At 60.7% G+C, this 22,650-nt stretch carries 22 protein-coding genes and 1 pseudogene; 11 read left to right on the top strand and 12 right to left on the bottom strand.

Features of this window, described 5'->3' with window-relative positions; all coding sequences use genetic code 11:
- Positions 1-180: 180 nt before the first annotated feature.
- The 3 genes and pseudogenes from ACWAT4_RS07060 to ACWAT4_RS07050 all read right to left on the bottom strand — a co-directional run bounded on the left by ACWAT4_RS07060 (position 181) and on the right by ACWAT4_RS07050 (position 3,720).
- Positions 181-2,301 carry a ParB/RepB/Spo0J family partition protein gene (locus tag ACWAT4_RS07060; RefSeq protein WP_449730119.1) on the bottom strand — a complete coding sequence of 707 codons (2,121 nt, stop codon included), beginning with the start codon at positions 2,299-2,301 and terminating at the stop codon, positions 181-183.
- A 97-nt stretch (positions 2,302-2,398) separates the two neighbouring features.
- Positions 2,399-2,545 (bottom strand): annotated as a pseudogene (locus ACWAT4_RS07055) (antirestriction protein ArdC); the annotation flags it as partial.
- Positions 2,546-2,736: 191 nt separating this feature from the next.
- Positions 2,737-3,720: a cysteine synthase A gene (locus ACWAT4_RS07050; RefSeq protein ID WP_449728914.1), complete on the bottom strand. Its 984-nt coding sequence runs from the start codon at positions 3,718-3,720 to the stop codon at positions 2,737-2,739.
- A gap of 503 nt (positions 3,721-4,223) precedes the next feature.
- On the opposite strand from ACWAT4_RS07050, the gene ACWAT4_RS07045 reads away from it, so the two are divergent.
- From ACWAT4_RS07045 to ACWAT4_RS07035, 3 genes are read left to right on the top strand one after another with little or no spacing between them, the layout of a single operon-like run.
- On the top strand, positions 4,224-5,453 hold the full coding sequence (locus ACWAT4_RS07045) for a site-specific integrase (protein WP_449728913.1): 1,230 nt from the start codon (positions 4,224-4,226) through the stop codon (positions 5,451-5,453).
- Complete coding sequence (locus tag ACWAT4_RS07040) at positions 5,450-6,826, top strand: tyrosine-type recombinase/integrase (RefSeq protein ID WP_449728912.1); 1,377 nt, start codon at positions 5,450-5,452, stop codon at positions 6,824-6,826. Before ACWAT4_RS07045 ends, ACWAT4_RS07040 begins: the two co-directional genes overlap by 4 nt.
- On the top strand, positions 6,823-7,827 hold the full coding sequence (locus tag ACWAT4_RS07035; RefSeq protein ID WP_449728911.1) for a tyrosine-type recombinase/integrase: 1,005 nt from the start codon (positions 6,823-6,825) through the stop codon (positions 7,825-7,827). Before ACWAT4_RS07040 ends, ACWAT4_RS07035 begins: the two co-directional genes overlap by 4 nt.
- Positions 7,828-7,942: 115 nt before the next feature.
- On the opposite strand, the gene ACWAT4_RS07030 is transcribed toward ACWAT4_RS07035, so the two are convergent.
- The gene (locus ACWAT4_RS07030) at positions 7,943-8,767 is read right to left on the bottom strand and encodes an ArdC family protein (RefSeq protein WP_449730118.1); all 825 of its coding nucleotides are present in this window, start codon (positions 8,765-8,767) and stop codon (positions 7,943-7,945) included.
- A 1,431-nt stretch (positions 8,768-10,198) separates the two neighbouring features.
- Here ACWAT4_RS07030 and ACWAT4_RS07025 point away from each other — a divergent pair.
- The gene (locus tag ACWAT4_RS07025) at positions 10,199-10,477 is read left to right on the top strand and encodes a hypothetical protein (protein ID WP_194392075.1); all 279 of its coding nucleotides are present in this window, start codon (positions 10,199-10,201) and stop codon (positions 10,475-10,477) included.
- A gap of 25 nt (positions 10,478-10,502) precedes the next feature.
- Here the strand turns inward: ACWAT4_RS07025 and ACWAT4_RS07020 are convergent, their stop codons facing one another.
- Positions 10,503-10,691, bottom strand: a complete 189-nt coding sequence (locus ACWAT4_RS07020) for a DUF3606 domain-containing protein (RefSeq protein WP_449730117.1) — start codon at positions 10,689-10,691, stop codon at positions 10,503-10,505.
- A 105-nt stretch (positions 10,692-10,796) separates the two neighbouring features.
- Here ACWAT4_RS07020 and ligD (ACWAT4_RS07015) point away from each other — a divergent pair, with 105 nt between their 5' ends.
- Positions 10,797-11,717: a non-homologous end-joining DNA ligase gene (gene ligD, locus ACWAT4_RS07015; RefSeq protein ID WP_449730116.1), complete on the top strand. Its 921-nt coding sequence runs from the start codon at positions 10,797-10,799 to the stop codon at positions 11,715-11,717.
- On the top strand, positions 11,717-11,884 hold the full coding sequence (locus tag ACWAT4_RS07010; RefSeq protein WP_449730115.1) for a hypothetical protein: 168 nt from the start codon (positions 11,717-11,719) through the stop codon (positions 11,882-11,884). The genes ligD (ACWAT4_RS07015) and ACWAT4_RS07010 overlap by 1 nt, the downstream gene beginning before the upstream one ends.
- A 57-nt stretch (positions 11,885-11,941) precedes the next feature.
- Here the strand turns inward: ACWAT4_RS07010 and ACWAT4_RS07005 are convergent, their stop codons facing one another.
- Positions 11,942-12,559, bottom strand: a complete 618-nt coding sequence (locus ACWAT4_RS07005) for a cell envelope biogenesis protein TolA (protein WP_449730114.1) — start codon at positions 12,557-12,559, stop codon at positions 11,942-11,944.
- A 140-nt stretch (positions 12,560-12,699) separates the two neighbouring features.
- Between ACWAT4_RS07005 and ligD (ACWAT4_RS07000) the strand changes: the two genes are divergently transcribed.
- Positions 12,700-13,647 carry a non-homologous end-joining DNA ligase gene (gene ligD / locus ACWAT4_RS07000; RefSeq protein WP_449730113.1) on the top strand — a complete coding sequence of 316 codons (948 nt, stop codon included), beginning with the start codon at positions 12,700-12,702 and terminating at the stop codon, positions 13,645-13,647.
- 84 nt (positions 13,648-13,731) lie between these two features.
- Here ligD (ACWAT4_RS07000) and ACWAT4_RS06995 read toward each other — a convergent pair whose 3' ends face one another.
- From ACWAT4_RS06995 to ku, 3 genes are all read right to left on the bottom strand, one after another.
- A complete protein-coding gene (locus tag ACWAT4_RS06995) occupies positions 13,732-14,196 on the bottom strand; it encodes a metallophosphoesterase family protein (protein WP_449730112.1) in 465 nt (154 codons plus the stop codon).
- On the bottom strand, positions 14,193-14,696 hold the full coding sequence (locus ACWAT4_RS06990) for an NUDIX domain-containing protein (protein ID WP_449730111.1): 504 nt from the start codon (positions 14,694-14,696) through the stop codon (positions 14,193-14,195). The genes ACWAT4_RS06995 and ACWAT4_RS06990 overlap by 4 nt, the downstream gene beginning before the upstream one ends.
- A 64-nt stretch (positions 14,697-14,760) precedes the next feature.
- Positions 14,761-15,693 carry a non-homologous end joining protein Ku gene (gene ku / locus ACWAT4_RS06985; protein WP_449730110.1) on the bottom strand — a complete coding sequence of 311 codons (933 nt, stop codon included), beginning with the start codon at positions 15,691-15,693 and terminating at the stop codon, positions 14,761-14,763.
- Between the two features lie 144 nt (positions 15,694-15,837).
- Here ku and ACWAT4_RS06980 point away from each other — a divergent pair, with 144 nt between their 5' ends.
- The 3 genes from ACWAT4_RS06980 to ACWAT4_RS06970 are packed head-to-tail and all read left to right on the top strand — an operon-like array spanning position 15,838 to position 17,458.
- Positions 15,838-16,233: a hypothetical protein gene (locus tag ACWAT4_RS06980; protein ID WP_449730109.1), complete on the top strand. Its 396-nt coding sequence runs from the start codon at positions 15,838-15,840 to the stop codon at positions 16,231-16,233.
- Between the two features lie 46 nt (positions 16,234-16,279).
- Positions 16,280-16,729 (top strand): hypothetical protein, encoded by a 450-nt coding sequence (locus ACWAT4_RS06975; protein ID WP_449731169.1) that lies wholly within the window; start codon positions 16,280-16,282, stop codon positions 16,727-16,729.
- A 3-nt stretch (positions 16,730-16,732) separates the two neighbouring features.
- Positions 16,733-17,458, top strand: coding sequence for an SOS response-associated peptidase (locus ACWAT4_RS06970; protein WP_449730108.1), 726 nt, complete (start codon positions 16,733-16,735; stop codon positions 17,456-17,458).
- Between the two features lie 25 nt (positions 17,459-17,483).
- Here ACWAT4_RS06970 and ACWAT4_RS06965 read toward each other — a convergent pair whose 3' ends face one another.
- The 3 genes from ACWAT4_RS06965 to ACWAT4_RS06955 all read right to left on the bottom strand — a co-directional run bounded on the left by ACWAT4_RS06965 (position 17,484) and on the right by ACWAT4_RS06955 (position 22,219).
- A complete protein-coding gene (locus ACWAT4_RS06965; protein ID WP_449730107.1) occupies positions 17,484-20,948 on the bottom strand; it encodes a UvrD-helicase domain-containing protein in 3,465 nt (1,154 codons plus the stop codon).
- Positions 20,949-21,495: 547 nt separating this feature from the next.
- A complete protein-coding gene (locus tag ACWAT4_RS06960) occupies positions 21,496-22,056 on the bottom strand; it encodes a hypothetical protein (protein ID WP_449730106.1) in 561 nt (186 codons plus the stop codon).
- A gap of 1 nt (position 22,057) precedes the next feature.
- On the bottom strand, positions 22,058-22,219 hold the full coding sequence (locus ACWAT4_RS06955; RefSeq protein ID WP_449730105.1) for a hypothetical protein: 162 nt from the start codon (positions 22,217-22,219) through the stop codon (positions 22,058-22,060).
- 201 nt (positions 22,220-22,420) lie between these two features.
- Between ACWAT4_RS06955 and ACWAT4_RS06950 the strand changes: the two genes are divergently transcribed.
- Entirely contained in the window at positions 22,421-22,633 is a 213-nt protein-coding gene (locus ACWAT4_RS06950) for a hypothetical protein (protein ID WP_449730104.1), read from the top strand.
- Positions 22,634-22,650 lie beyond the last annotated feature (17 nt).

Below are 22,650 nucleotides of genomic sequence, written 5' to 3'. Positions count from 1 at the left end.
CAGGATTTCTTTCGAAGAGCAGGAACGGGTCGAACCATCAGGCGCTCTTCTCTGACCCCAACGGCTCAAACCCCTCCCGGCCCGACTCTCCCTCTCAGCGCTCGCCAAAAAAAAAATGGGACCGGCGCTGCACACCGGCCCCCAAGCAACGCGGGATGGCTGGAGCCATCCCGCTCTATGTCACTCAGCCGCGTCGAGCTGTTGCGGGTCATCGTCGCCGGCCTTCTCCCGATCCTCATCGCCGGCGAGGAATTCGGGCAGCGGGCCCGCTTCGCCCTCCTGCACCACCGGCGCTGCATCGGGATCGACAAGGCGCAGCGGCTCCGGCAACCAGGCCGAACCATCGAGTAGACGCTCGGCCTCCTTTGCCATCTCAGCCTTCTTCAGATGGTCGATCAGTTGTGCGGACGGCTCGCCCTTGGCTTCCCGCACCGCCTCTAGAATGCGAGGCTTGGTGACCCGGCCGAGATAGGTGTCGACGGTCGGTCGCCAGCCGGCCTGCACCATGTCGAGCCCGACCGCGCGCGCCAACACATCGGCCTGGTCGAGACGCGTGCGGACACCGTGGGCAGAGACACGGCCCTGATTGTAGCGGTTGGCTGGCTCGTACAGCGCGTTGACCGCAAATGACGCACAGTGCGCGAACAGGGACGCCTGAGCGGCGCCGTCTAGGGCTGTGAGCGCATCCCAAAGATCGTTCTCGCCCTTCGGCAACCGTGCTTTCCAGGACTCATGCCGCGCCTCGACGGCCTTCGCGGACGCGCTCTCCCGCAGGCCCGGGGCTTGAGCGGGAAAGTTCGGCGTGCGGAGGCCGATCTCAAGGCAGCTTCCGGACGATGCGAACCGGTAAAAGGCCGTCAGCACGAAGTTATGCAGCACCGCTTGGAACGCGATCGCAGGATTTTCTGCCAGCGCATCGCGCAACGCCAGCGTCCTATGCGCCGTCAGCTCGATGATGAGACGGTCCGGCAGCGGTCGCGCGGCATCCTCGTCATCATCCTCCGTATCAGCAGCACCGCCAGCAACCGAGATGGCCGTCCGCTGCACACCGGGATTGCTAGACCCTTGGCCGCCGCTCGACGATGTATGGGCGTCCTGCCCGACGGCCGCATCCTCCTGCGGCGCTTCATCCTCGGGGCGGACATAGCCGCGGTCCACCGAGAGCCGTCCTTCGGAATCAATGCTGACGAAGACTCCAGCGCGGGAGATGTCGACGGGATCATAGATGATCGAGCGCTCTTCGAACGCCATCAGCGCAGCTTCGATTTCACCGAGGCGCTGATCGACGTCATCGGGCAGCTCGTCGGCGTCCTGGTAGTCGGATTCCAGCTTGGCATGCTCGGCGTTGAGGGCGTCAATGGTCGCCTGCTCCTCCGCGGTGAGGTCGGCAGGTTTGCCATCGAGTTCCCGAAGGCCCGTGGCATGACCGAAGGGGAAGTCCACGGCAACCGTGATCCACTTCCATCCTTCCTTAGCGATGGTCTCGGCCTCAGCGGTGAGTTTTTCGCTAACGAGCCGATCGAGCAGCGCGACGTCTTGCAGCCAGCCGCCATCATCATGCTGAAAGAGGTCGCGCTCGACGGCGCCGCCTGTCTTCTCGTAGGCGTCAACGCCAACGAAGCGAGCACGACGGTCCGAGGCGCGGACGGTATTTTCGGTCAACGCTCGGCGGATTTGGTAGGGCTCGTCATGGCCAGAGCGACAGGCGTTCTCCCAGACCTGCTCCTGGCGAGCCTGGTCGCCCGTGACGGAGAACGCCATCAGCTGTTCGAGAGTCATGCCGTCTTCGGCATACACATCGTGCAGCTTCGGCGACACCGACGCCAGCCGCAGGCGTTGCTTGACGATCGCCGGGGTCACGAAATGGCGCGCTGCGATATCTTCCTCGCTGAGGCCAGCATCAGTCAGAGTCCTGAATGCCCGGAACTGGTCCAGCGGATGCAGACCGATCCGTTCGTCATTCTCCGCGAGCGAGTCATCTTCTGCGATGCCGCCCTCGCGGACGACGCACGGAACCGCCTGCGTCTTCGTCATGCGCTTCTGTTTCACCAGGAGCTCGAGAGCCCGATAGCGCCTGCCGCCTGCCGGCACCTCGAACATGCCGGTCTCGTTGCCATCTGCATCAACGACGGCCCGGACGCTCAGACTTTGCAGAAGCGTACGCTGCGCGATGCTCTCGGCTAGCTGCTCGATCGAGACACCGGCCTTGACGCGTCGAACGTTCGACTGGCTGAGCACGAGCTTGTTAAACGGAATGTCCCGGGAAGGCGACAGCGTGATCTTTTGTACGGCTTTCGTCATTTCGGCTCTCCACGACGGGCGGCCGTGAGACTCTCTCTCGGCTTCCAACCCGTCGCGAACAGCCTTCCCTCCTCTCACTCTCGCGCGAGGCCGAGCATCACGCCGGCTCGCGATCGGCGACAGCCGAATCCAGCGACGCGGGCTCAACGGACCTGGGAGTGAAGTCGAGCAAATAGTCCGCGGCCTTGCTCGCCTGCGAGGCGGCCCGCACGATGGCCCGATTGTCTTCGCGCAGGACTTCAAGTAATCCGCAGCAGCTCATAATGTGAAGGAGACTTTGCGGATCTTCGTCCCAGCAGCGAACTGCCGTGTGATGGCGATATTTTGCTGCGCATTATTTTGCTGATGACATCCGCGGCCGTTACTTCCATCAACTCTCAGCTAACGTTCGCTCGCAGCGGCATCGCTCGCACGCCGCGACGGCGATCAGTGGCCTCACTTCATCCAAGACGGTAGCGGCAGGCTCTTCTTGCGTAGGAAGTCCGGATTGAAGAGCTTGGACTGGTAACGCTGGCCACCATCCGCGAGGATGGTGACGATGGTCTTGCCTGGACCAAGATCGCGTGCAAGCCGCACGGCCCCCACGATGTTGATCGCGCTTGAACCGCCCAGCACCAGCCCCTCATGCTCGATCAGGTCGAATAAAACGGGTAGCGCTTCCTCATCAGTGATTTGGTAAGCCATGTCGATCGGTGTGTCCTCAAGGTTCTTCGTCACACGTACTTGACCGATACCTTCTGTGATCGAGTCACCTTCTGTCGTCAGCTCACCCCTGGTAAACCAATTGTAGAGAGCGGCGCCCATTGGATCGCTAAGTGCAATCTTCACGCCGGGGTTACGTTCCTTGAGGGCACGCGCAACCCCACCCAAAGTCCCGCCACTGCCGACGGCACATGTGAAGCCGTCAACCTTTCCGCCCGTCTGCTCCCAAATTTCGGGGCCAGTTGTGCGATAATGGCCATCGCGGTTGGCGACGTTGTCGAACTGATTTGCCCAGAATGCGCCCAGTTCCTCAGCGAGGCGACCGGAATAGCGAGCATAGTGGCCGGGGTTGGAATAGGGCACGGCGGGTATCAGGCGCAGATCGGCGCCGCAAAGCCGCAGCATGTCCTTCTTCTCCTGACTTTGCGTGTCGGGCATCACGATCACGGAACGATAACCGCGCGCATTGGCGACAAGCGCAATGCCAATGCCGACGTTGCCGGCTGTGCCTTCCACGATGACGCCGCCCGGCTTGAGTTGGCCGCGCTGCTCGGCGTCGTCTATGATGGCTAGGGCCGCACGATCCTTGATCGAGCCGCCCGGATTAAGAAACTCGGCCTTGCCGTAGATGTCGCAACCCGTGATGTCCGACGCCGCGCGCAGCCTGATCAATGGCGTATTGCCAATGGTTTCTAGAAAGCCAGATCGAACATTCATAGGTGGGCCCCGGCCAAACAGTGGTTTTGTGCTATTATTGTAGGGATTTCGGCAACCTCTTTGTCGCGCGGTATGCGAGATTGGCAATCTTGTTGTTTTGGACTTCCCGTTACCAACGACATAGCGCGCGGACCTGCTGAAGCAGAGAATAGGATCAGTAGAGCCATTTTTTTATGCGTCGTACAATCTTCGTTTTTCGACGCCGCGGCTGCGGGTCACTTCTGCAATCGGCCATCACGTCGACCCCGGGATGTGTGTTGATGGGGCTTGGCCTGCTGGGCGTGCATCCAGTCGGCGACCTGCTGCGCCTTGCTCGCGGCGGTGAAGATGGCGCGTTTGTCGGACCGCAAGACGTTGAGTAATCAGCAGCAGATCACAATGTGAGGGAAGATTCTTAGCGCGTTCGGCTTGTGGAGATCGGCGAAAGAGCCTCACGACTTGCTGCGCATTATTTTGATCGTGACACCCTCGGCTGTTCATCAAACACAGTTGAGGAAGCCTTCATGCCACATGGATACGGTACCCTTGTCGCGGAGCTTAACGATGCGCTGACGCGACAGCGATATAATCGAGTTGCAGTTCACAACTATTGCCGCAACGCCGACTACTTTCTTGCGTATCTGGCGGCGCGCAAAATTGCTCTTGAAGCGGTCACGCCGGCAGACGTAACGAATTATCTGCGCTTTGCGGTTCGACAATTTCGCAAACATCATGCCCGTGCTCCAGCTCGCTATTGGATAGGCATTCCCAGATCAGGAATCCACGCGCTGCTGAAGCTCGCGTTGAAGCGCTGGCCACCTGAACCTGCGGCCACCGATGCTGGCGAGCGGCTTTGTCGAGAGGTATGCGATCAGTATCACACATGGCTGCGGGAGGAACGTGGGCTCGCCATGGCGTCGGTCGACGCCTTGCTGTGGGAAGCCCGAAATTTTTGTGCCTGGCTCATCAAGCATTCGAACGCCAGTTTTGCAGACCTGACCGTCCGCGACCTCGATATCTACATGGACATGCGGGCTCGCGCGCTAAAGCGGAAATCCTTGAAGGATGTCGCTGAGCGGCTTCGGTCGCTGCTGAAACATCTTCACAGGACGGGTCGCATTGCGGTCGATCTCTCTCAGCATATTATTGCCCCGCTGCTCTATGCGTATGAAGGCATCCCATCCGCGTTAAGTTCGGATCAGATCTCGATCGTCCTGGAATTTGTCCGAAAAGACCGGTCGCCGATGGGCTTGCGCGACCATGCCATCCTCCAGCTTCTGGCGGTCTATGGCTTGCGTGCCGGTGAAATAATCCGGTTGCGACTGGAAGATGTCGATTGGCGCCGCGATGTTCTGCACATCCGCCGCTCCAAAACGGGTGATCGTTCTCGGCTGCCTTTGTTTGAGACCGTCGGGGAGGCGCTGATCGATTATCTCCGGCACGGCCGCCCTGAAACTGATGCGCGGGAAATCTTTGTTCGCACCCGCGCACCCTACGTTCCCATGGTGCGCATTTATAGCGAAGTCAGCCGGCGGATCGAGGCGGCAGGCATCACACTAAGCGGCAAGCGCGGCCCGCACATCTTCCGGCATGCACGTGCAGTCAGTCTGCTACGGGCGTCGGTCCCGCGAAAGCTGATCGGAGACGTATTGGGTCATCGCTCAATGGAATCGACGATCCCCTACCTGAAACTTGCCACGGAGGACCTGCGCGCAATCGCCCTAGAGATCCCGGGACAGGAGGTGCGCTCATGAACGCTTGGCCCGACACCGATGGCAGAACGATTGCCCGTTATCTTGGTCAGCTCCGGCTACGCCGCTCGACCACTCCGATCTATTACCGTCAGGCGCTCCGAACCTTCCAGGAAGTGGTTATCCGGGATCAGTGCACACCCGGTCAGATTGGCCGAGAAGTGCTCGAAACGTGGTTGCGCGAATATGCCATGCACTGGCCCATGGCGACGCTGCTGCATCGCGCCCGCATCGTCAATCGCTTCCTCGACTTCCTCGTGGGGGAAGCGCTGATCGTCAGCAATCCCATTGCTGATTTGCGTGCCGAGTACCATGCGAAAAGCGACAAGGCGATCGTCCGGTCGCTGCTCGCGCCCGATCCCGAACAGGCACTCGAAGCGCTACGGCAGTTCCCACCGTTCGGCAGTGTTCTCGGCGACCTCATGCGCAACCACATCACGCTGATGCAGGCGAGAGGTTATCGCTATCAGACGCAGGCCCGCTGGTTCTGGCGGTTCGATCGCTTCTTGCAAGCGCATCCGGAGTTGGCGGGAGAGTCAGTGTCGATCATGTTGCAGCACTGGGCGGCCGCGCGATCAACCGCCAACCATGCCGCCGAATGCGAAAAGCTCGCTCGCGCCTTGGCCAAGGCACAGCATCATCTCGATCCCGGCATCAAACCAAGGCGTCCGGATCCCCGTCCCGCACAGCAGGTCGCGAGCCAATGGCGTCGGCCTTATATTTACAGCCAGGAAGAGGTTCGTGGTCTCCTCGATATCGCTCGAGCTTACCCCTCTCCACGTTCACCGTTGCGGCCGATCAGCCTCTACACCATGCTGGTCCTGACCTATTGCGCGGGATTGCGGCTGGGAGAACTCGTACGCCTGAACCTTGCCGACATCGATCTTCAGGTCGGCGCGATTACCATCCGGGAGACGAAATTCTTCAAATCGAGGATCCTGCCGTTGGCTGACAGCCCGCTGTCGGCACTGCGGGAATATCTGGAGGCGAGGCGCAAGGCAAAGGTGCCACAAAGCCCTGAATCGGGCCTGTTCTGGCACGATAAGGGTAACGCGCGCTACACGTCGCACGCCATCGCCGGTTGCCTTGTCGACATCCTGCGGCGCGCCGGACTCAAGCCGGCGAAAGGCAAAGCTGGCCCTCGCATCCACGACCTGCGTCACTCGTTTGTCGTGAACCGCATTCTCGAATGGTACCGCGCCGGCATCAATCCGCAGGACAAGCTTCCATTCCTCGCGACATATTTGGGGCACCGCGATATCCACTCGACGCTGGTTTACATCACGGTCACCCAGGAACTCCTTCAGCAAGCAAACGAACGCTTCCGGACGTTCGCGTCACATTGCCTGCACGCGTCAGAGAGGGTGCAGCCATGAGACCGGTCGACCCGTTCCCGAGGCTGCTTCACGCCTTCTTTTACGAGTGGATGGTTCAGCAGCGAAATGCCTCTGCGCACACCGTTCGGTCCTACCGTGACACATGGCGCCTGTTCCTCAGGTTCGTGGCTCAACGCCGACGCCGGGCGGTAGCCCAGCTCACACTGGGCGACCTGACGGCCTCCGAGGTCAAGGCCTTCCTGCAACACACCGAACAGGAACGCGGAGATACGATCGGCACACGCAACTGTCGCCTGTCCGCGTTGCGCAGCTTCTTCAGCTTCATTGCTGATCGTGAGCCGACGGCTATCGAGCAATGTACCCAGGTTCTGCACGTACCCATGAAGAAAGCGCCGATCCACGCGCCGTGCTATCTGGAGCCCGAGGAGGTCAAGGCCATTCTGGCCCAACCCGATCGATCGACGATCGAGGGGCAACGCGACCACGCACTCTTCTCCTTCCTCTACAATACCGGCGCGCGCATCCAGGAGGCACTCGATGTTTGCCCGCGGGCTATCCGGTTCGACTCGCCAACCTGCGTGCGTCTTTATGGCAAGGGACGAAAAGAACGACTGAGCCCTCTTTGGCCAGAGACCGTGTCGCTGCTAAGATCGCAGCTCATGCGACGGCCGAGGGCCGACGACGAGCCGATCTTCGTTAATCGGTATGGCGTCCCGCTCGGCGCATCGGGTGTCCGCTTCAAACTAGCGCAATACGTCGAAGCGGCAGCGAAGATCACGCCCAGCCTGACTTCGAAGCATGTAACACCTCATAGCTTCCGTCATGCGACGGCGGTGCATCTGGTGGCGGCAGGTGTTGACGTCACTGTGATCCGAAGCTGGCTCGGCCATGTCAGCCTCGACACCACAAACCACTACGCTCAGGCAAATCTGGAAACAAAGCGCCTGGCACTGGAACGCCTCGAAAGCCCCTCACGATCGACAAAGCGACCATCGTGGAAACAGGACCAGAGCGTTCTCGCCTGGCTCGATACCCTTTAGCGGCAAGGAAATAATGTGGAGGAGATCGCGCACTATCCCGACATAACGCCGGAAACGTGGTGCTCCTTCACATTATAGTCTGCTGCTGATTACTGGAGTAATGGCGAGCTCGCCATTACTCGAGCCAGGAGCCGATATAGTCGGCATGGCGCACGGTCGGGACGATCCCGAGCGACGCGCAGCTGAACGCGGAACTCAACTCGGCGACCAGTTCTTCGAAGGCATACTTCTTCGTACCGTAGGATCCACTCTGGTCGCGGTTGAGGCGCGAGGGATGCCCAGTTGCATGACCGAGTTCATGCAAGGCCGTGCGGTGCCAGTTGATGGGTTCGAAATAGGCCTGTGGCGGCGGGACCTGCACGTAGTCTTCGGCGGTTGCATAGAAAGCACGATCTCCACCAATCCGAAATGGAATTCCGCTGGCCTTGATCAGGGCGTCGACCCTGGGTTCGATGAGGCCAGCCGGCGGTGGCGGCGCAGCAGTGGCAATCTCGTCAGGCAGATCTGCGCACTGATCGACGTTGAAAACTGTAAATCGTTTGAGGAATGGAATTGCCTGCGCATCTTCGCCGGTGTCAGCGGCGCGTCGCCTTTCGTCATTTGGCACGAAACGATCCGCGTAGACAACGGTGGTACCGCGCTCTCCTTTGCGAACGTGGCCGCCAAGCGAGAGCGCCTGGCGGAAGGTGAGCCAGCTTTGCCCGGTAAATCCGCGTTCGATCACGGCGCCCCAGAGAATGAGGATGTTAACGCCGCTGTATTGCCGATTGGTCGACGCATTTTTCGGCATGGCCAGCGGCGCTTTCGCCGCGGACGTACCCCAGGGCTGAACCCAGGGGACCCGTCCGGCCTCGAGCTCGGCAATGATCTTGTCGGTGATTTCGGTGTAGAGGTTCGCCCGGTCCAGCCCGGCGCGCGCGCAAGCAGTAGGGTTTGACATCGCGGGTCTCCGCGACGGGCGCCGCGAGCCTCTCTCGCAGCTTGTAACCCGTCACGGAAAAACCAGCCTGCACTCTTACTCTCAGCCCTTGCGCCATCTACCGAGGGCCTCATTCGCGATCAGGCGTGCGCCCAAGGGCGCATCGCCGCAGCGGAAAATGGCACCCGGAGAGCGTGAGCATAGCGACCCGAAGGGGCACGCGGGTCCGAGTGCAGCGACGAGACCGGTTCAATAGCGGCACCCGGGAACGGGGCAGTGATAGCGATCGCCGCAGGCGAGCCCCTTTCCCGAGTGCCCCCGGCGAGGAGCACCAAAGCTCTAGCGCGAGGGATCAAAGCCGCAAGGCCGAGACGCTGCGCGGCTCGGTTCACGAGAGCCCGGTGCGGCCCTGGCCGCACGCGCCAAAACCTGAGCGAACGTGATGCAGGCAATGAATACGAGAACCGCCCGACATTTTCACAGAGTCTCACAATTATGGAAGAGAGGCCTGTGGGCGGAGCGACAGCGAAGACCACTCGCGGACGCGGAAGAGGCACCCGCAGGAGGGTCAGCATAGCGCCGACGCGTAGCGGCGGGACCTGGGACCGAGTGCAGTCGCGAGACCGGTTAAGAAGGCACCCGACCCGAAGGGCAGTGATAGCGACGCCGGCATGCAATGACGGCGGGCCCGAGGGGCGACGCCGGCATGCAATGACGGCGGGCCCGAGGGCGAGTGCCTCCGGCGAGTGACTCAATGCGGCTTCACGTCTGCTTGGTATCAATTTTGCTTTTGTGATAACGTCTCACTCGTGCGCATGTCTATGCACGGCGTGGGCATGTTCACTGAGAGCCAATTCTTACAGAGGACGACATGGCCAAGAAAGCGAAGAAGGCAAAGAAGACCGCGAAGGCAGCTACCAAGAAGGTGGCAAAGAAGACTTCCAAGAAAAAGAAGTAGTCGTATCGGCTACTGATCTATTGCCGCCTCCGGGTCGCAACCCGGATGAAAAGCGAGACCTCCCAAAGGATACGAAGCGTCCTTTGCAGCCTTTCGGTATCGCGGCACGCTGAGATAAGGCCGGACCTTTGTGCAGGCGGCTGCTGCATAAAGGTCCGGTTTTTTGTTTCTGCCCCGCGAGGGCGTGATCTGGTCGTGCGCGAGGGATCGAAGCCGCAAGGCCGAGACGCTGCGCGGCTCGGTTCACGAGAGCCCGGTGCGGCGACAGCCGCACGCGCTAATCGGACAAGGAGCAACCACCTGAGCTCGGACGTCTGAAGTATTGGAAAAATGGTTTCTTCAGTTCGTTCTAGCCCACCCTAGCACCTCGCCAAGCTGAAAATTCAGCCTTCGAAGAACCACGAGATCCCACGATCCCGAATCCCAGTCGTGTGTCAGCGATGGGGAACGTCTGTGGGACTAAACGATTCGTCTCAGCGTGGGAGAACCTTTCAATGCTGATGACCAAGCAGAGACGGCCGGCGATCCGCACCCTGCGCGGTTGGGCGATCAACGTGCTGAACGAAGCCGGCGCCATCCGCGAATGCCAGGAGCACGGTTGGATGCAAGACCGCGCCGATCCGCATGCACGAGAGCGCGCCTTCGATATCGCCCGTCAGGACCCGCCAGCAGACGTCTCCCCTCAAGCAGCGGAGGCCGCAATTCGCGACGTGCTGGACTCGATTGGTGATAGCTGCCCAGAATGCGCCCCTGACGAGGAGGACCGACGCTAAACATCGACGCCAGCCCGTCCCGGAGTCAGCGGCCTAGCCGTTTCTCCACACGCTTGCGCGCGTTGCCGACCTTTTTGACAGCCTTTTTCACCGCCGGTGCCGACCTTCCGGTCTTCTTGGCCTCGTACTGCACCTCGTAGTCCTGCCGGCCGGCCACCCGTGCCCGGTCCTGCTTGCGTCCGCGGGACGTCTTCGACTTCTTCGCTGCCGCCATGGATACCTCCTGTTCGTGGCGTCGAGGCAACGCAACAAGGATTCGACGGTTCCGGAACGATTCGAACTGTGCCAATTTGAATCGGCTGTAGCGTGGAGTTCTTCAGTGGCGTTTCAGCGTAAAATGCCGGCGGCTATCGGCGTCAAGGCGCCCTTCCCCGGCTTTATCGAACCGGCCCTGGCCACCTCGATCGAGAAGGTGCCATCCGGAGAGCGCTGGATTCACGAAATCAAGTTCGACGGCTACCGTGTTCAGGTCCATCTGGCCAACGAGACGGCGAAGATCTTCACCCGGCGCGGCCACGATTGGACGCATCGCTTCAAAAAGGTCGCTCATGACGCCTGGCGGATTAAGGCGAACTCGGCCGTGGTGGACGGCGAGATCGTGGTACCGGCCGCCGACGGCACGACTGACTTCTCGGTCCTGCAGAACGAACTCAAGGGCAAATCGAAGAGCATCGTGCTCGTAGCGTTCGATCTGCTCTATCTGAACGGCCGAGATATCCGGAAGCTAGCGCTTTTTCAGCGCAAAGCCGAACTCAAGACGATTCTAAGCGGCACGGACATCCAGTTCAGCGAAAGCTTCGAGATAGACGGCCGCGAGATGTTCGCGCACGCCTGCAAGCTCAGCCTCGAAGGGGTCGTCTCGAAGGTCCGGGGCAGCGCCTATCCAACGGGACGTACGAATGAGTGGGTCAAGAAGACCTGCGTACAGCGTGAGACGCTGACCATTGCCGGTTTCGCTCTCGATGGGACGAAGTGGGACGGCATCTACGTCGGCCGGCGCAAGGGCGACGATCTGGTCTATGCCGGCAAGGTCGACCACGGCTTCGACAAGGTCTCGGCCGCCGATCTGCAGAAACGGCTTAAACCCCTCATCCGAAAGACCCAGCCTTATATCAAGCGCATCGGTCACAAGGGCATCTGGGTCGAACCCAAGCTTCTGGCCGAGATCGAGTATCGCGCGAAGTCGGCTGAGGGAAAGGTCCGCCACCCGTTATTCCGGGGCCTGCGGGAGGACCTGTGATGGATGCGTTCGATCGCTTCTGGCAGTGGGCGGACAAGCCCCCGGAAAGTCTGCTGACGATCCCGGCCGAGCTGCATCAAGCGGTCATGGAGCTCGCTCCTGAAGACCGACGAGACCGCACCGCGGTGAACCGAGCCGCAGCGCGCATACCAGACGCCGAACGATGAACGCTTGACGGCACCTCTGCCTTCCCTCGATGCCACTGAGAAGAACCCGTAAAGAAACTAACTCCGCGCACGCTGCAGCGCAGCTTCCAATCGCTCCTTCTCCTTATTCCAGCGATCGTCTTCGGTTTGCGATCTCTTCGCGAGAACCTCAACCTCGGCCTGGATGGCGGCGGCCCGCTTCGCGTGCTCGTGCTCCGCCTTCTCCAACGCAGCCTGCGCCTTGTCGACCGCCTGCTGACGGCGCTCACGTTCTCTCTGCCTGGCGGCCTCCTCCCTCGCCCGTTCACTCTCCCGGCGCCTCTCCTCCCGTTCGTAGGCAAGCGCAGCCTTCCGCTCGGCCGTCTTGTCGACGGGACGTGAGGAAGGCTTCTTCGCAATTTGGCCCTTCGATTTGCGCGGGGCGTTCGTCGATCTTCTGTCCCCGCCGAGATCGGAGGGCAGTTCGGCTTGCTCGCTGAAGGATCGGTTGGATCCGACCGGGCGCCTGAGAACGACGCCCGGCTTCTTCATGGCCGCAGCGATGACGTCCGGATCGTCGCTTTCCTTCGCCGCGCCCTGGTGGAAGAGATTGCTGTTGGCGCCCCAGGCTTCGAGGGCCGCTTTCATGGAAGGAGCGGCGATAGCCAGATCGAAGAAGCCCAGCGAAGTCTGATAGGTTTTCAGTTTTCTCGCCATCGGTCTGATCCGCCCTCCTTAATCGAGCGTCAACGTCGCATGCCACGGAGCCTGCGGAACACGACGCGGCCCCGAAGCGTTCCCTAATCCTTGAAGGACGTCCATGCATTTCGCAACGTGCTCTTAAGGATTGGCCTCGAATGAGCCGGACGTCGACCCTGCCCAAGCGCCTGCAGCCGATGCTCGCCACGCTCACCGACGCGCCGTTCGACGATCCCGGCTGGGTTTTCGAGGACAAGTATGACGGCTTCCGGATGATCGCGGAAATCCGGCGGGGCAAGGTTGCGCTCTACAGCCGCAATGGCAAGATCATCAGCCGCAGCTATATCGAGGTCGCCGAAGCGCTGGAGGGCGTGAAGGGCGATGCCGTGATCGACGGGGAGCTCGTCGCGATCGGAAAGGACGGCGTCTCGCATTTCCAGTTGCTTCAAAACGCGCTGCGCCATGAGGCGAAGCTCGTGTATTGCGCCTTCGATCTCATGTTTGAGAACGCAACAGACTTGCGCAAGCGGCCTCTTCTCGAGCGCAAGAAACGGTTGAAGGCAATCCTGCCGCGCGACAAGCTGATCGCCTTCAGCCCTCACCGCAAAGGGGACGGTACGAAATTCTTCACCGAGGCCGAGCGGAAGGGCCTCGAAGGCATCATGGCAAAGCGCGCCGACAGTTCGTATGCGTCGGGAAGCCGGACCCCGGATTGGCTGAAAATCAAGACGGCAAAGCGACAGGAAGTGGTGATCGCCGGCTTCACGGCGCCCAGGCGCACCAGGCCGTTCTTTGGCGCGCTGGTCCTCGCCGTGCGGGAAGACGACGCATGGCGTTACATCGGGCATGTCGGCACTGGCTTCAGCCACAAGGCCCTGCAAGACCTCTATGCCAAGCTCTTGAAGCTGAGGGCCTCTAAGTCACCCTTTCTTGCCAAAGTGAAGGACGAGGCCGCCACGACCTGGGTCAGGCCCTCGCTGGTTGCCGAGGTCAAATTCGCGGAGTGGACAAGCAAGGGCGAACTGCGCCAGCCGGTCTATCTCGGGCTCAGGTCCGACAAGCGGGCCAAGGATGTCGTGCGCGAGCGAGAACGTTCGCGCAAATAGCGCTTCCGTTCGGGCGTAACCGGCCAACGGAACGAATTAACGCATTCGCCTCCTTCGCTGTGAATTCCGTCCGCAGTGGTTCGCTCAGTCGCCTCCAAGGTCGTGGATTTCCGGGCGCACGCCCTCACGCGTGACTTCAAGCGTCGCAAGCGTGATCGGCAGCTTGAAGCGCCGCCGTCCCGCGCTGCCGGGATTCAAGTAAAGAACGCCACCGACCGTGTCGATCTTCGGCACGTGGGAATGCCCGGAGACAATGACGTCGATGCCGGCGCAGGGATCGATCTGCAGCGTCTTCAGGTCGTGCAGAACGTAGATCGACTTTCCCGCTAAGCGCACGAGTTTCGTGTCGGGATATTGGTGGGCCCACTTGCCGCTGTCCACGTTTCCACGAATGGCCGTGACGGGCGCGATCCGCCGCAGTGCGTCGACGATCTCGGGGCGCCCGATGTCGCCGGCATGGATGATGTGATCGACACCCGTCAGGCCTCGTTCCGCCTCGGGCCTCAACAGGCCGAGCGTGTCCGAAATGATTCCAATCCTGAACATCATTTTCCGTCGCTCTCAGCCGCGATCGCCAAAAGACGATCGAGAAGTTCGACCTGCCCGGACAGCATCTTGGTCCGCGCGAACTCGATATTGAACCATTCCGCGCGGTCGACTTCGGGAAAGTTCTGCCGTCGACCGCTTCGTGGCGGCCATTCGATATCGAAGGTATTGCTGGTCAGCGCCGCCGGGTCAAAATGGCCTTCGCCGGCGAATGCGATAACGCGCTTCCCTCCTCCCTGTCGGACCTCCCCCAGCGCCCGGAGTGGACCAATCGAAGCACTCGGGCCGAGTTCTTCGGCAAACTCGCGCCGCGCGACCTGCTCCGGAGTATCCGCGCCATCGATTTCGCCCTTCGGAATGGACCAAGCGCCATTATCCTTCTTGCGCCAGAACGGACCGCCGGGATGAACGAGCAGAACCTCGAGCCCGCGAGTACCCTTGCGGTATGCGAGAATGCCCGCACTCAACATCGATCTCCTGGAAGTCTTTTTCAGCGCAGCCATATCGCTCCCTGCCGCGGACGACGAACTAACGGCCGTCTGGCATCACGGGACGCTTCACGACGCGCTAGGCCGACTTCCGCTGCGGTCTGGCCGCCGGCTTCTTTGCCGCGGCTTCCTTCGCTGGCTTCTTGCCGGCAATCGGCATCAGCATTTCCTTCTGCCCTGCCGCCGCCTTGCGCGGCCTCTTGGCCGGCTTCTTCGGCGCCTCGGTCGGGGCCGCCGCCTCTCGTCCGATGCTCTTGCGCAGGGCGTCCATCAGGTCCACGACGTTCTCACCGCGAGGACGCGCTTTCGCGGTGATGGGTTTGCCGGCACGCTTCTGATTGATGAGATCGATGAGGGCGGTTTCGTACTGGTCTTCGAACTTGTCCGGCTCGAAATGGCCCGCCTTCTGATTGACGATGTGCTTGGCGAGATCAAGCATGTCCTTCGTAACTTTGACATCCTGGATATCATCGAAATACTCATCCGCGGAACGGACTTCGTAGGGGTAGCGCAGTAGCGTGCCCATCAGTCCCTTTTCGAGAGGCTCGAGCGCGATGATGTGCTCGCGATTGGTCAGCACCACACGGCCGATTGCGACCTTGTTCATCTCGCGGATGGTTTCCCGTATGACGGCGAAGGCATCGTGCCCGACTTTACCGTCGGGACGCAGGTAGTAGGGGCGAATGAGATATCGCGGATCGATCTCGCTGCGGTCGACGAATTCGTCGATCTCGATGGTGCGCGTCGATTCCAGCGCGACATTCTCAAGCTCCTCCTTGGTCACCTCGATAAAGGTATCGGTATCAACCTTGTAGCCCTTGACAATGTCCTCGTTGTCGACCTCCTCCCCGGTGTCGGCATCGACCTTGGCGTACTTGATCCGATGGCCAGTCTTTCGGTTCAGCTGGTTGAAGGAGACCTTTTCGGAATCCGACGTGGCTGGATAGAGCGCCACCGGACAGGTGACGAGGGAAAGACGCAGGAAACCTTTCCAGTTGGCGCGGGGGGCCATCGGGGGGAACTCCATTACTGATGCCGGATTCAAGACGAACCAACCGGCTTGGTTCCGACATCGCGACCCATCCCATAGGAGGATTTTTAGCAGCAGCTGCCTGGTCGGACTCGACATTTGTTCTTGTTATGTTCTAAATCAGGCATGACCGACCAACCCGCGAGCTGGCGCATGCCGACCCCGAAGCAGATGGAAAAGCTGGCCGCTGAAGCCGCCCGTAGGAAGAGCCCTCCCACTGCGGCTCCGGATGCGCCGCTTCCAGCCGAATACTGGGAATCGGTCCTCAAAGACCCTCGCGCCGGCACGACCGAGGCCCAAATGCGGCAGCGGCGTCTCTCCGAAATTCAGCGCCACGTACTACGCGTCTCCTGCCGCCGCTGCGAGCGGACCTTGGAAATCCAGACCGCCGATGCTGTTCGATTGTATGGCGCTAACGCGCTCTGGAAGGACGTGGCGCAGCGGCTGCTCGACAACACCTGCCAGCAGCGCACCGGCAGGCATGAAGAAGACGGGTGCTGGCCGGCGTTCGAGACGCCGTAGCCCGCTCTGGATCGCCGATCCGATCTTTTTGCGCCTGGATGTCCGGATGGCCCCGAAGTATCACCCTACGCCCCTGTCGGGCGGCGACCGAAAGGCTCTGGCGAAAGAGCTCGGCAAGGCGCGGGCAATGGCCAACATCCTGGCTACCCGATCGGCGGAGACGCGAGCGAAGGGGGAAGCGCTCATCCAGCAGGCCGACAAGCTGCTATGCGAGAGTTGGAACGAACGCATGTGGTCAGACGGAGAACCGATTGATCCGTCCCCGACGATCGACCAAGCGGTGAATGGCGGCTTCCCTTGGCTGGAGATCCAGTGCGCGCGCTGCAAGACGCCGAGCGACGTTGACCTCGCGGCGATGAAGCATCCGCCGACCACCTTCGTGCACGATCTCGCCAGCCGGCTGCGCTGCCGCAAATGCGCCAAGGCGGGCCGGCATCCTTCCGCGACTCTGCTACAACTGGCCTGGCAGCCGCGCCACCCTCGGACCGAAGCCTGACCGATGTGCAATCTCTACTCGATCACGACCAACCAAGCTGCAATCAGCGCGTTGTTCCGCGTCGTGAACCGATATGTCGGCAACCTGGCGCCGATGCCCGGGGTTTTTCCCGATTACAAGGCACCGATCGTGCGCAACGGGGCCGAGGGCCGCGAACTCGCCACGGCGCGCTGGGGAATGCCGTCGTCGTCAAAAGCGCTGATGGACGCCACCAAGAAGCGAGCCGAGAAGCTGCAGTCCAAGGGCAAGACCGTCGATTTCAAGGAACTGCTGCGGATGGAGCCGGACGGCGGCACGACGAACATCCGCAATGTGAAGAGCAAGCACTGGACGCGATGGCTGGGAGTCGAAAATCGCTGCGTGGTGCCGTTCAACTCCTTCAGCGAGTTCAACAAGGCCGAGGGCGGCGACATCTGGTTCGCGCTCGAAGAGACCCGTCCCCTCGCCTGCTTCGCCGGCATCTGGACCAACTGGACGTCCGTCCGGAAGGTCAAGGAAGGTGAGACGACCAACGACCTCTACGCGTTCCTCACGACGGAGCCGAACGCCGAGGTCGGCGCCATCCACCCCAAGGCAATGCCGGTGATCCTGACGACGCCGGACGAAGTCGAGACCTGGATGACGGCCCCTCTGGAAGAGGCCCTGAAGCTGCAGCGGCCGCTTCCGGACGGGTCGCTGAAAATCGTCGCTCGCGGCCTCAAGGAAGATCCGACTGGGCCGGCGCCGTGAGGCGATCCGGCCGTTTACAGCTTAATCAGATTACCAGAAGGACTCCGCGAGACGACAGGCCGGTGGATACACTCACTGCCCTTGAATACAATTGCACTTGCCGCACATATCGATCACGGGCCTCCGAGAGCTCTCGATCTGTCTTGAAGTCCACCACGGTCCATCCGGCGAAATCGGGCAGATCCTCTCGAAACGCGAGGTCAACGACCCCTTCGATGAGGACTTCGTCTTGCATTAGCATTACTGGGATTTCCCGGCGCAATCGGCCAATTTTCGCCGCGTCCGCAGCGCGTTGCAATAGGGGATGCGTCTTGGCACGAGAGACGGTCGAAACCGCTGCGTCGATCTCTTCCTTCGTCGCGCCGACTATCTTGCCCTGAACAGCGGCGATCGCTGCTAGGTCAACACTGGACGACTGTAGGTCGATCAACGCCAGCACCGCGTGAACAAGTGTTCCAAAACGTCGCCCCCCAGGACGATCAGTGCCATCCCGTGCCACCACGTGCACCTCGACAGGCTCAGCGCGCGGCTGTTGTGCTTCCCCGTCTTGAGCCAACGAAGTGATTGTTCGCGTCCGCAATGTTGGCAGAGACGCTTCTGCCAACATCGTAAGACGTTGCGCCTGCCAAGCATCATGTTTCCGAACGCTGTCAGTGGCAGCAACCTCGCCGGGATCCAATTCCAGAAGTCTCTGATGGCGAAGCGGCGCCAATTCTTCGGTCTGGAGATTGAGGGCAGCCGGGTCCCACCATGTGACCTGCACGTTACCAGGCTCCCGCAGATGCAGGCCCGGCCTCACCGATCCCGACAGTGGCGGTTTGCCCTTTGGACCGCGGTCGAGGACGCTCTCTTCTCCGAAAGCTGGGCATCCAGCTGCAGGAACTGATCTCCGACGCGCGGCATCCGCCGGATACAAAAGAGGGTTGAGGGTTTCAAACCATCCATCGATCGGTTCATCACCGCAGGTCGGGACGACCAGAAGATCGCGGGCCCGCGTCGCAGCCACGTAAGCTACACGCACAGCTTCGGCCCGATCACGCTTAAGCTCGAGATCACTAGCTTCCAAAAGTTCGACTGGCGATGCCCCGCAGATTTGCTCCAACCAGATAGAACGGCTGGTATCAATGTGGCGGCTTGGGCGATCCCGCGAGGAGGGACAGGTTGGATCGCCAAGAATCACGACAGGAAACTCCAATCCTTTAGCCTTGAACACGGTCATTACGCGAACGCCTTCAGTCCCCTCCTCAACGATAGGTGCTTCGTCAACTCCACCACGCTCGGCGTCGGCTTCGATACTCTCGACAAACGCGCGGAACGAGGACGCGGTTCGCTCAAATCGTCGGGCTGTGTCTATCAGTCGTTGGCAATTGGCGAGCGCCTGTTCACCATTTTGCCAAAGAGCAATGCCAGCCGGCGCCCGGACTGCTTGCAAAAGCATCGTCAACGTTTCCGCAATCGGTCGGCTGTTGCGCCCAGCATGAAGTTGCCGAAGGAGATCAAGGGCGTCGGCCACCTCCAGCGCCGCCGGCCCGAGAGTGGTGCGATCGGCAACGCGCGTTGGATCGAGCCGCCGAATTATCAGATTCCCTTCTTCATTGATTGACTGGCGATAGAGGAGAAGTGACTCGTCGCTCAAGGCGAACAGGGGGCCTCGGAGAGTCGCAAACACTTTGAGCTCATCGTCCGGCCATTCGATCGCAGTGACAGCATTTCGCAGTGCGACGACCTCCTCGCGGTCATGGAACGACCGACCGCCCACCAGCACGTGGGGTATGCGTCGGGCTTCCAGTTCGCGCACATATGGTCGCGTCACGTCAGTCCGGAAATTACGAAAGCGGCGGAATAGAATGGCAATATGGCGAGGTCGGATCGCGGTTTCCTGGCCTGCCTCTTCGACCGTCCATCCGCTTTCGTTGACTAACCAATCAACGAAGGCACCCACGGCGACCGGTAAGGATTCATTGATGCGCCAGTCGGTAACTTTACCGAAGTCACCGTATGGTCGGGGGGCCGGCAGTGCAACGATCGTCGGGCGGCCGCTCACCTCGGCTCGCGCTTGTTCGAGCGCAACGTACCCGTCAGCCTCTTCATCTGCGGCGATGGCGGGCGCGAACGCCGAGTTGATGAATGCCTGAATCGACGGGGTCGCGCGAAAGCTCGTAGTCAGATGAAGCAATTCGGCGCCTATGCCGAGCAGGAGCCTCTTGATTTCTGCGTACAGCGCGACGTCCGCGCGTCGAAACCGATAGATGGACTGCTTCGGATCGCCGACAAGGAAAAGCTTTCCGGGCACCGGCTCGACAGCCCGCCAATCCGTTACCGCGTGATCGTTGGCGGCAAGCAACATAAGAATCTCCGCCTGAAGCGGATCGGTGTCTTGAAACTCGTCGACAAAGAAATGAGAGAAACGGCCCTGCAGCTCCTTTCGGACCTTCTCGTCGTTGCGGACGAGATTGCGCATCTTGATCAGCAAGTCCAGGAAGTCGAGAGAGCCTGTCTTCGACTTCAAGGACTCATAGTCCACGATCGCCTCTTGCAGGGCGTCGTGCACCAGAGGAGCAAGATCGGCGTCACTCGAGGCTACGAAAGCCTTGAGCTTAGTCCGCACGCCATCCCGGCGCGCCAGGACCTCGTCGCGGGACAGACGTCCGAATGTCGTCCTCGGAGCGCCCTTGTGATCCCACCCCTTGAACCGTCGTCGGTTCGTGGCAAGGTCGCGGAGATCCGCTTCAAGTCCGTCGTAATCGCGTCCGCGGACAGCTTCGAGACGCGTCGCCTCCCTGACGAAGGAAGCGATTTCAGCCAGATTGCGCGCGAGATAGTCGTCCGTCCACGAGCTCAAGGATGCCAGCTCGCCGACTTCCGCCAACTCGTCGAGCAAAACGTCGATTGCCTTCTGGCGATCGAACGCATCCCGCCGCCAAGCCTGCGCGAAATCACGGTGGTTGCACAGCGCGTGCATCGCCGTTCGGAGCTGTTCATGCGGAGGCTCGCTGCCGGACCTCCTTCGCAGGATTCTCCTCGGACCCTCGGGGGGATCTGCCAGGATCCTTTGCAGCCATCGTTCGAACGCCTGATCTGCGATCGCCTCGGCCGCCGCGTCATCGAGCATCTTGAAGGCAGGATCTACGCCTGCCTCCACCGGCCGTTCGCCCAAAAGGTCCCCGCAGAACGCATGGATCGTCCCGATATGTGCGAGCTCAAGCTCTTCGAGTGCTTTGTCGAGGCGATTCCGCTCGGCCGGGCCGGCATGGAGCCTGGCCTTTTCGAGCTCGAGGCGAAGGCGCAGCTTCATTTCGCCCGCGGCCTTTTCCGTAAACGTCACCGCGACGATTCGGGCCAACGTCCCTTTTCCGCTACGGATCAGGCCGACGATCCTGCCAACCAACGCTGTCGTCTTCCCAGTCCCTGCCGCGGCTTCGACGAAGAGGGTCGTTTCGTAGTCGCTGAGAATCCGATCGCGCGCCTTGGCGTCAACTAGTTCGGTCATTCCCAAGCCCTCAGCGTCTGCAGCATATCGAGGTCCCTTTGAGGCTTTCGTGCCGAACGAAGCTCCTCATAGGGACCACAAACGGTCCGATAGTCACAGTGCCCGCATTCCCCTTCTCCGGGCGCTGCCGGGAGCTGACTTGCCAGGCATGCCGTCTCGTTCTTCGTGAAATTGCCGACCCGGCCCCTCAGAACAGCGATGCCCCCTTGATTTCGCGTGTATATTGCCTTGCAGGCAACCAACCCGCAAGGCTTGGAGACCGTCTATTGGTCCAATACCGTGTCCGACGCGCGATTTGCCGGCGAGGTTCTGAAAGTGATGCGGAATTTCCGCAGAATACCGGCGGTAATTCCGGTTGGAATGTTTCCGAGAAGAGATTCGAAAAGGCGGATTACGCCAGCTGCGCTCAACTTGCTCATGTAAAGGCTGTGCGGGCGAGTCTACGACACCGTCCGACGATGCCTGCTCGCAAAGGGAAGCCAGGGCACAAGCCCAAGACAAAGAGAACGCACCCCGACCTTTTTTAGGAAATGCGGTATACGCTCCTTTAGACCGACGGACGAAAAACGCCTTGGATGCACGACAGGTCGCGCACCGCTATCTGCACATGCGTTTCGCGCTGAATAAAGGCGCCAGGGTAAAGCGGGCCACCCTCGACAAACATACCCCTCACGGTCTGAAACTTCGGCTCCGGCAACGACTCGTATAAGTAGTTGATGACTGCGCAATCGAGAGGCCGACGAAGTTCATCGATATTTTCGGGCAATGCCTGCTTTGCTACCTCGGACACTGTCACAAGTCCGTCGTAGGCAGTTCGGATGACGTCCAAAGAGGACTGCGTGGTCAGGTCGAGGCAGAGGCCCAGATCGATGACCGCCCCTACTACGGTGGGGTCTTTTATTTTCCCGTTCTTTCCGGGACGGTCTCTAAGCTTCTCAGCCCATCGCATCGCTCGAAGCGGGTCGTTCTCCCAGAAGTATGCCCCCGCGCCCAACCAATCGTAGTTGTTGGTACTGGCTTCAAACGGAGAACCCGCGAGGAGCTTTTCTGCGATGGACCTGTCACAGCCGTGATAGCCAAGGACAAACCCGGTAACCGTGCGCCGCACGTCAGCCCTTCGGTTTGGGGCGCTCTTCGGCCCGCGCGATGCCCAGGCGCTCAAGCATCTTCTGCGCCTCGTCCCGATTTCGGGCGGCCCGGTCCGTGAATGCCTCAATCTCCGTTCGGATCGCCTTCACCTCTTGCGGCGTGGCGTTACCGAACAGCGGCATGCTGGAGGGAGTTTTGTTTGCCATATAAACATTCTAAGCAAGTTGCTCGCAATTTCCAAGCCCCTGGCGGTGTATTTTTTTGGAACATCGGCAAGGGCGGCCGGTTGGATTCAACCTTTGCTTTACGCCAGGGTTGCAGAATGCGCGGCAGTATGCACTTAGTTTACGAAATTCGCGACAGCCACTCGCGGAAGGTAGCCGATGACCCCGCCAGCTTCGGATCCCAAAAAGGCCAGCGCCGAGACCTCGATCGTGAAAGTGCTCAACCCAGTATCGGAAAACGCCCGGCGCGTGGACATGCGACAGCTCGGGTTTAAGGGATCGGTGTCCGAGACCGCTCTCGAGCAGATCGAGCAGACGGACGCGCGCGCGCAGCGCGTTGTGACGACCGCGACCCGCTTCGCTTTCCGGTAGACTTTAGGATCCGTTAA

This window comes from Bradyrhizobium sp. T-1, assembly GCF_053592855.1.
This window is presented reverse-complemented; position numbering and strand designations above follow the sequence as displayed.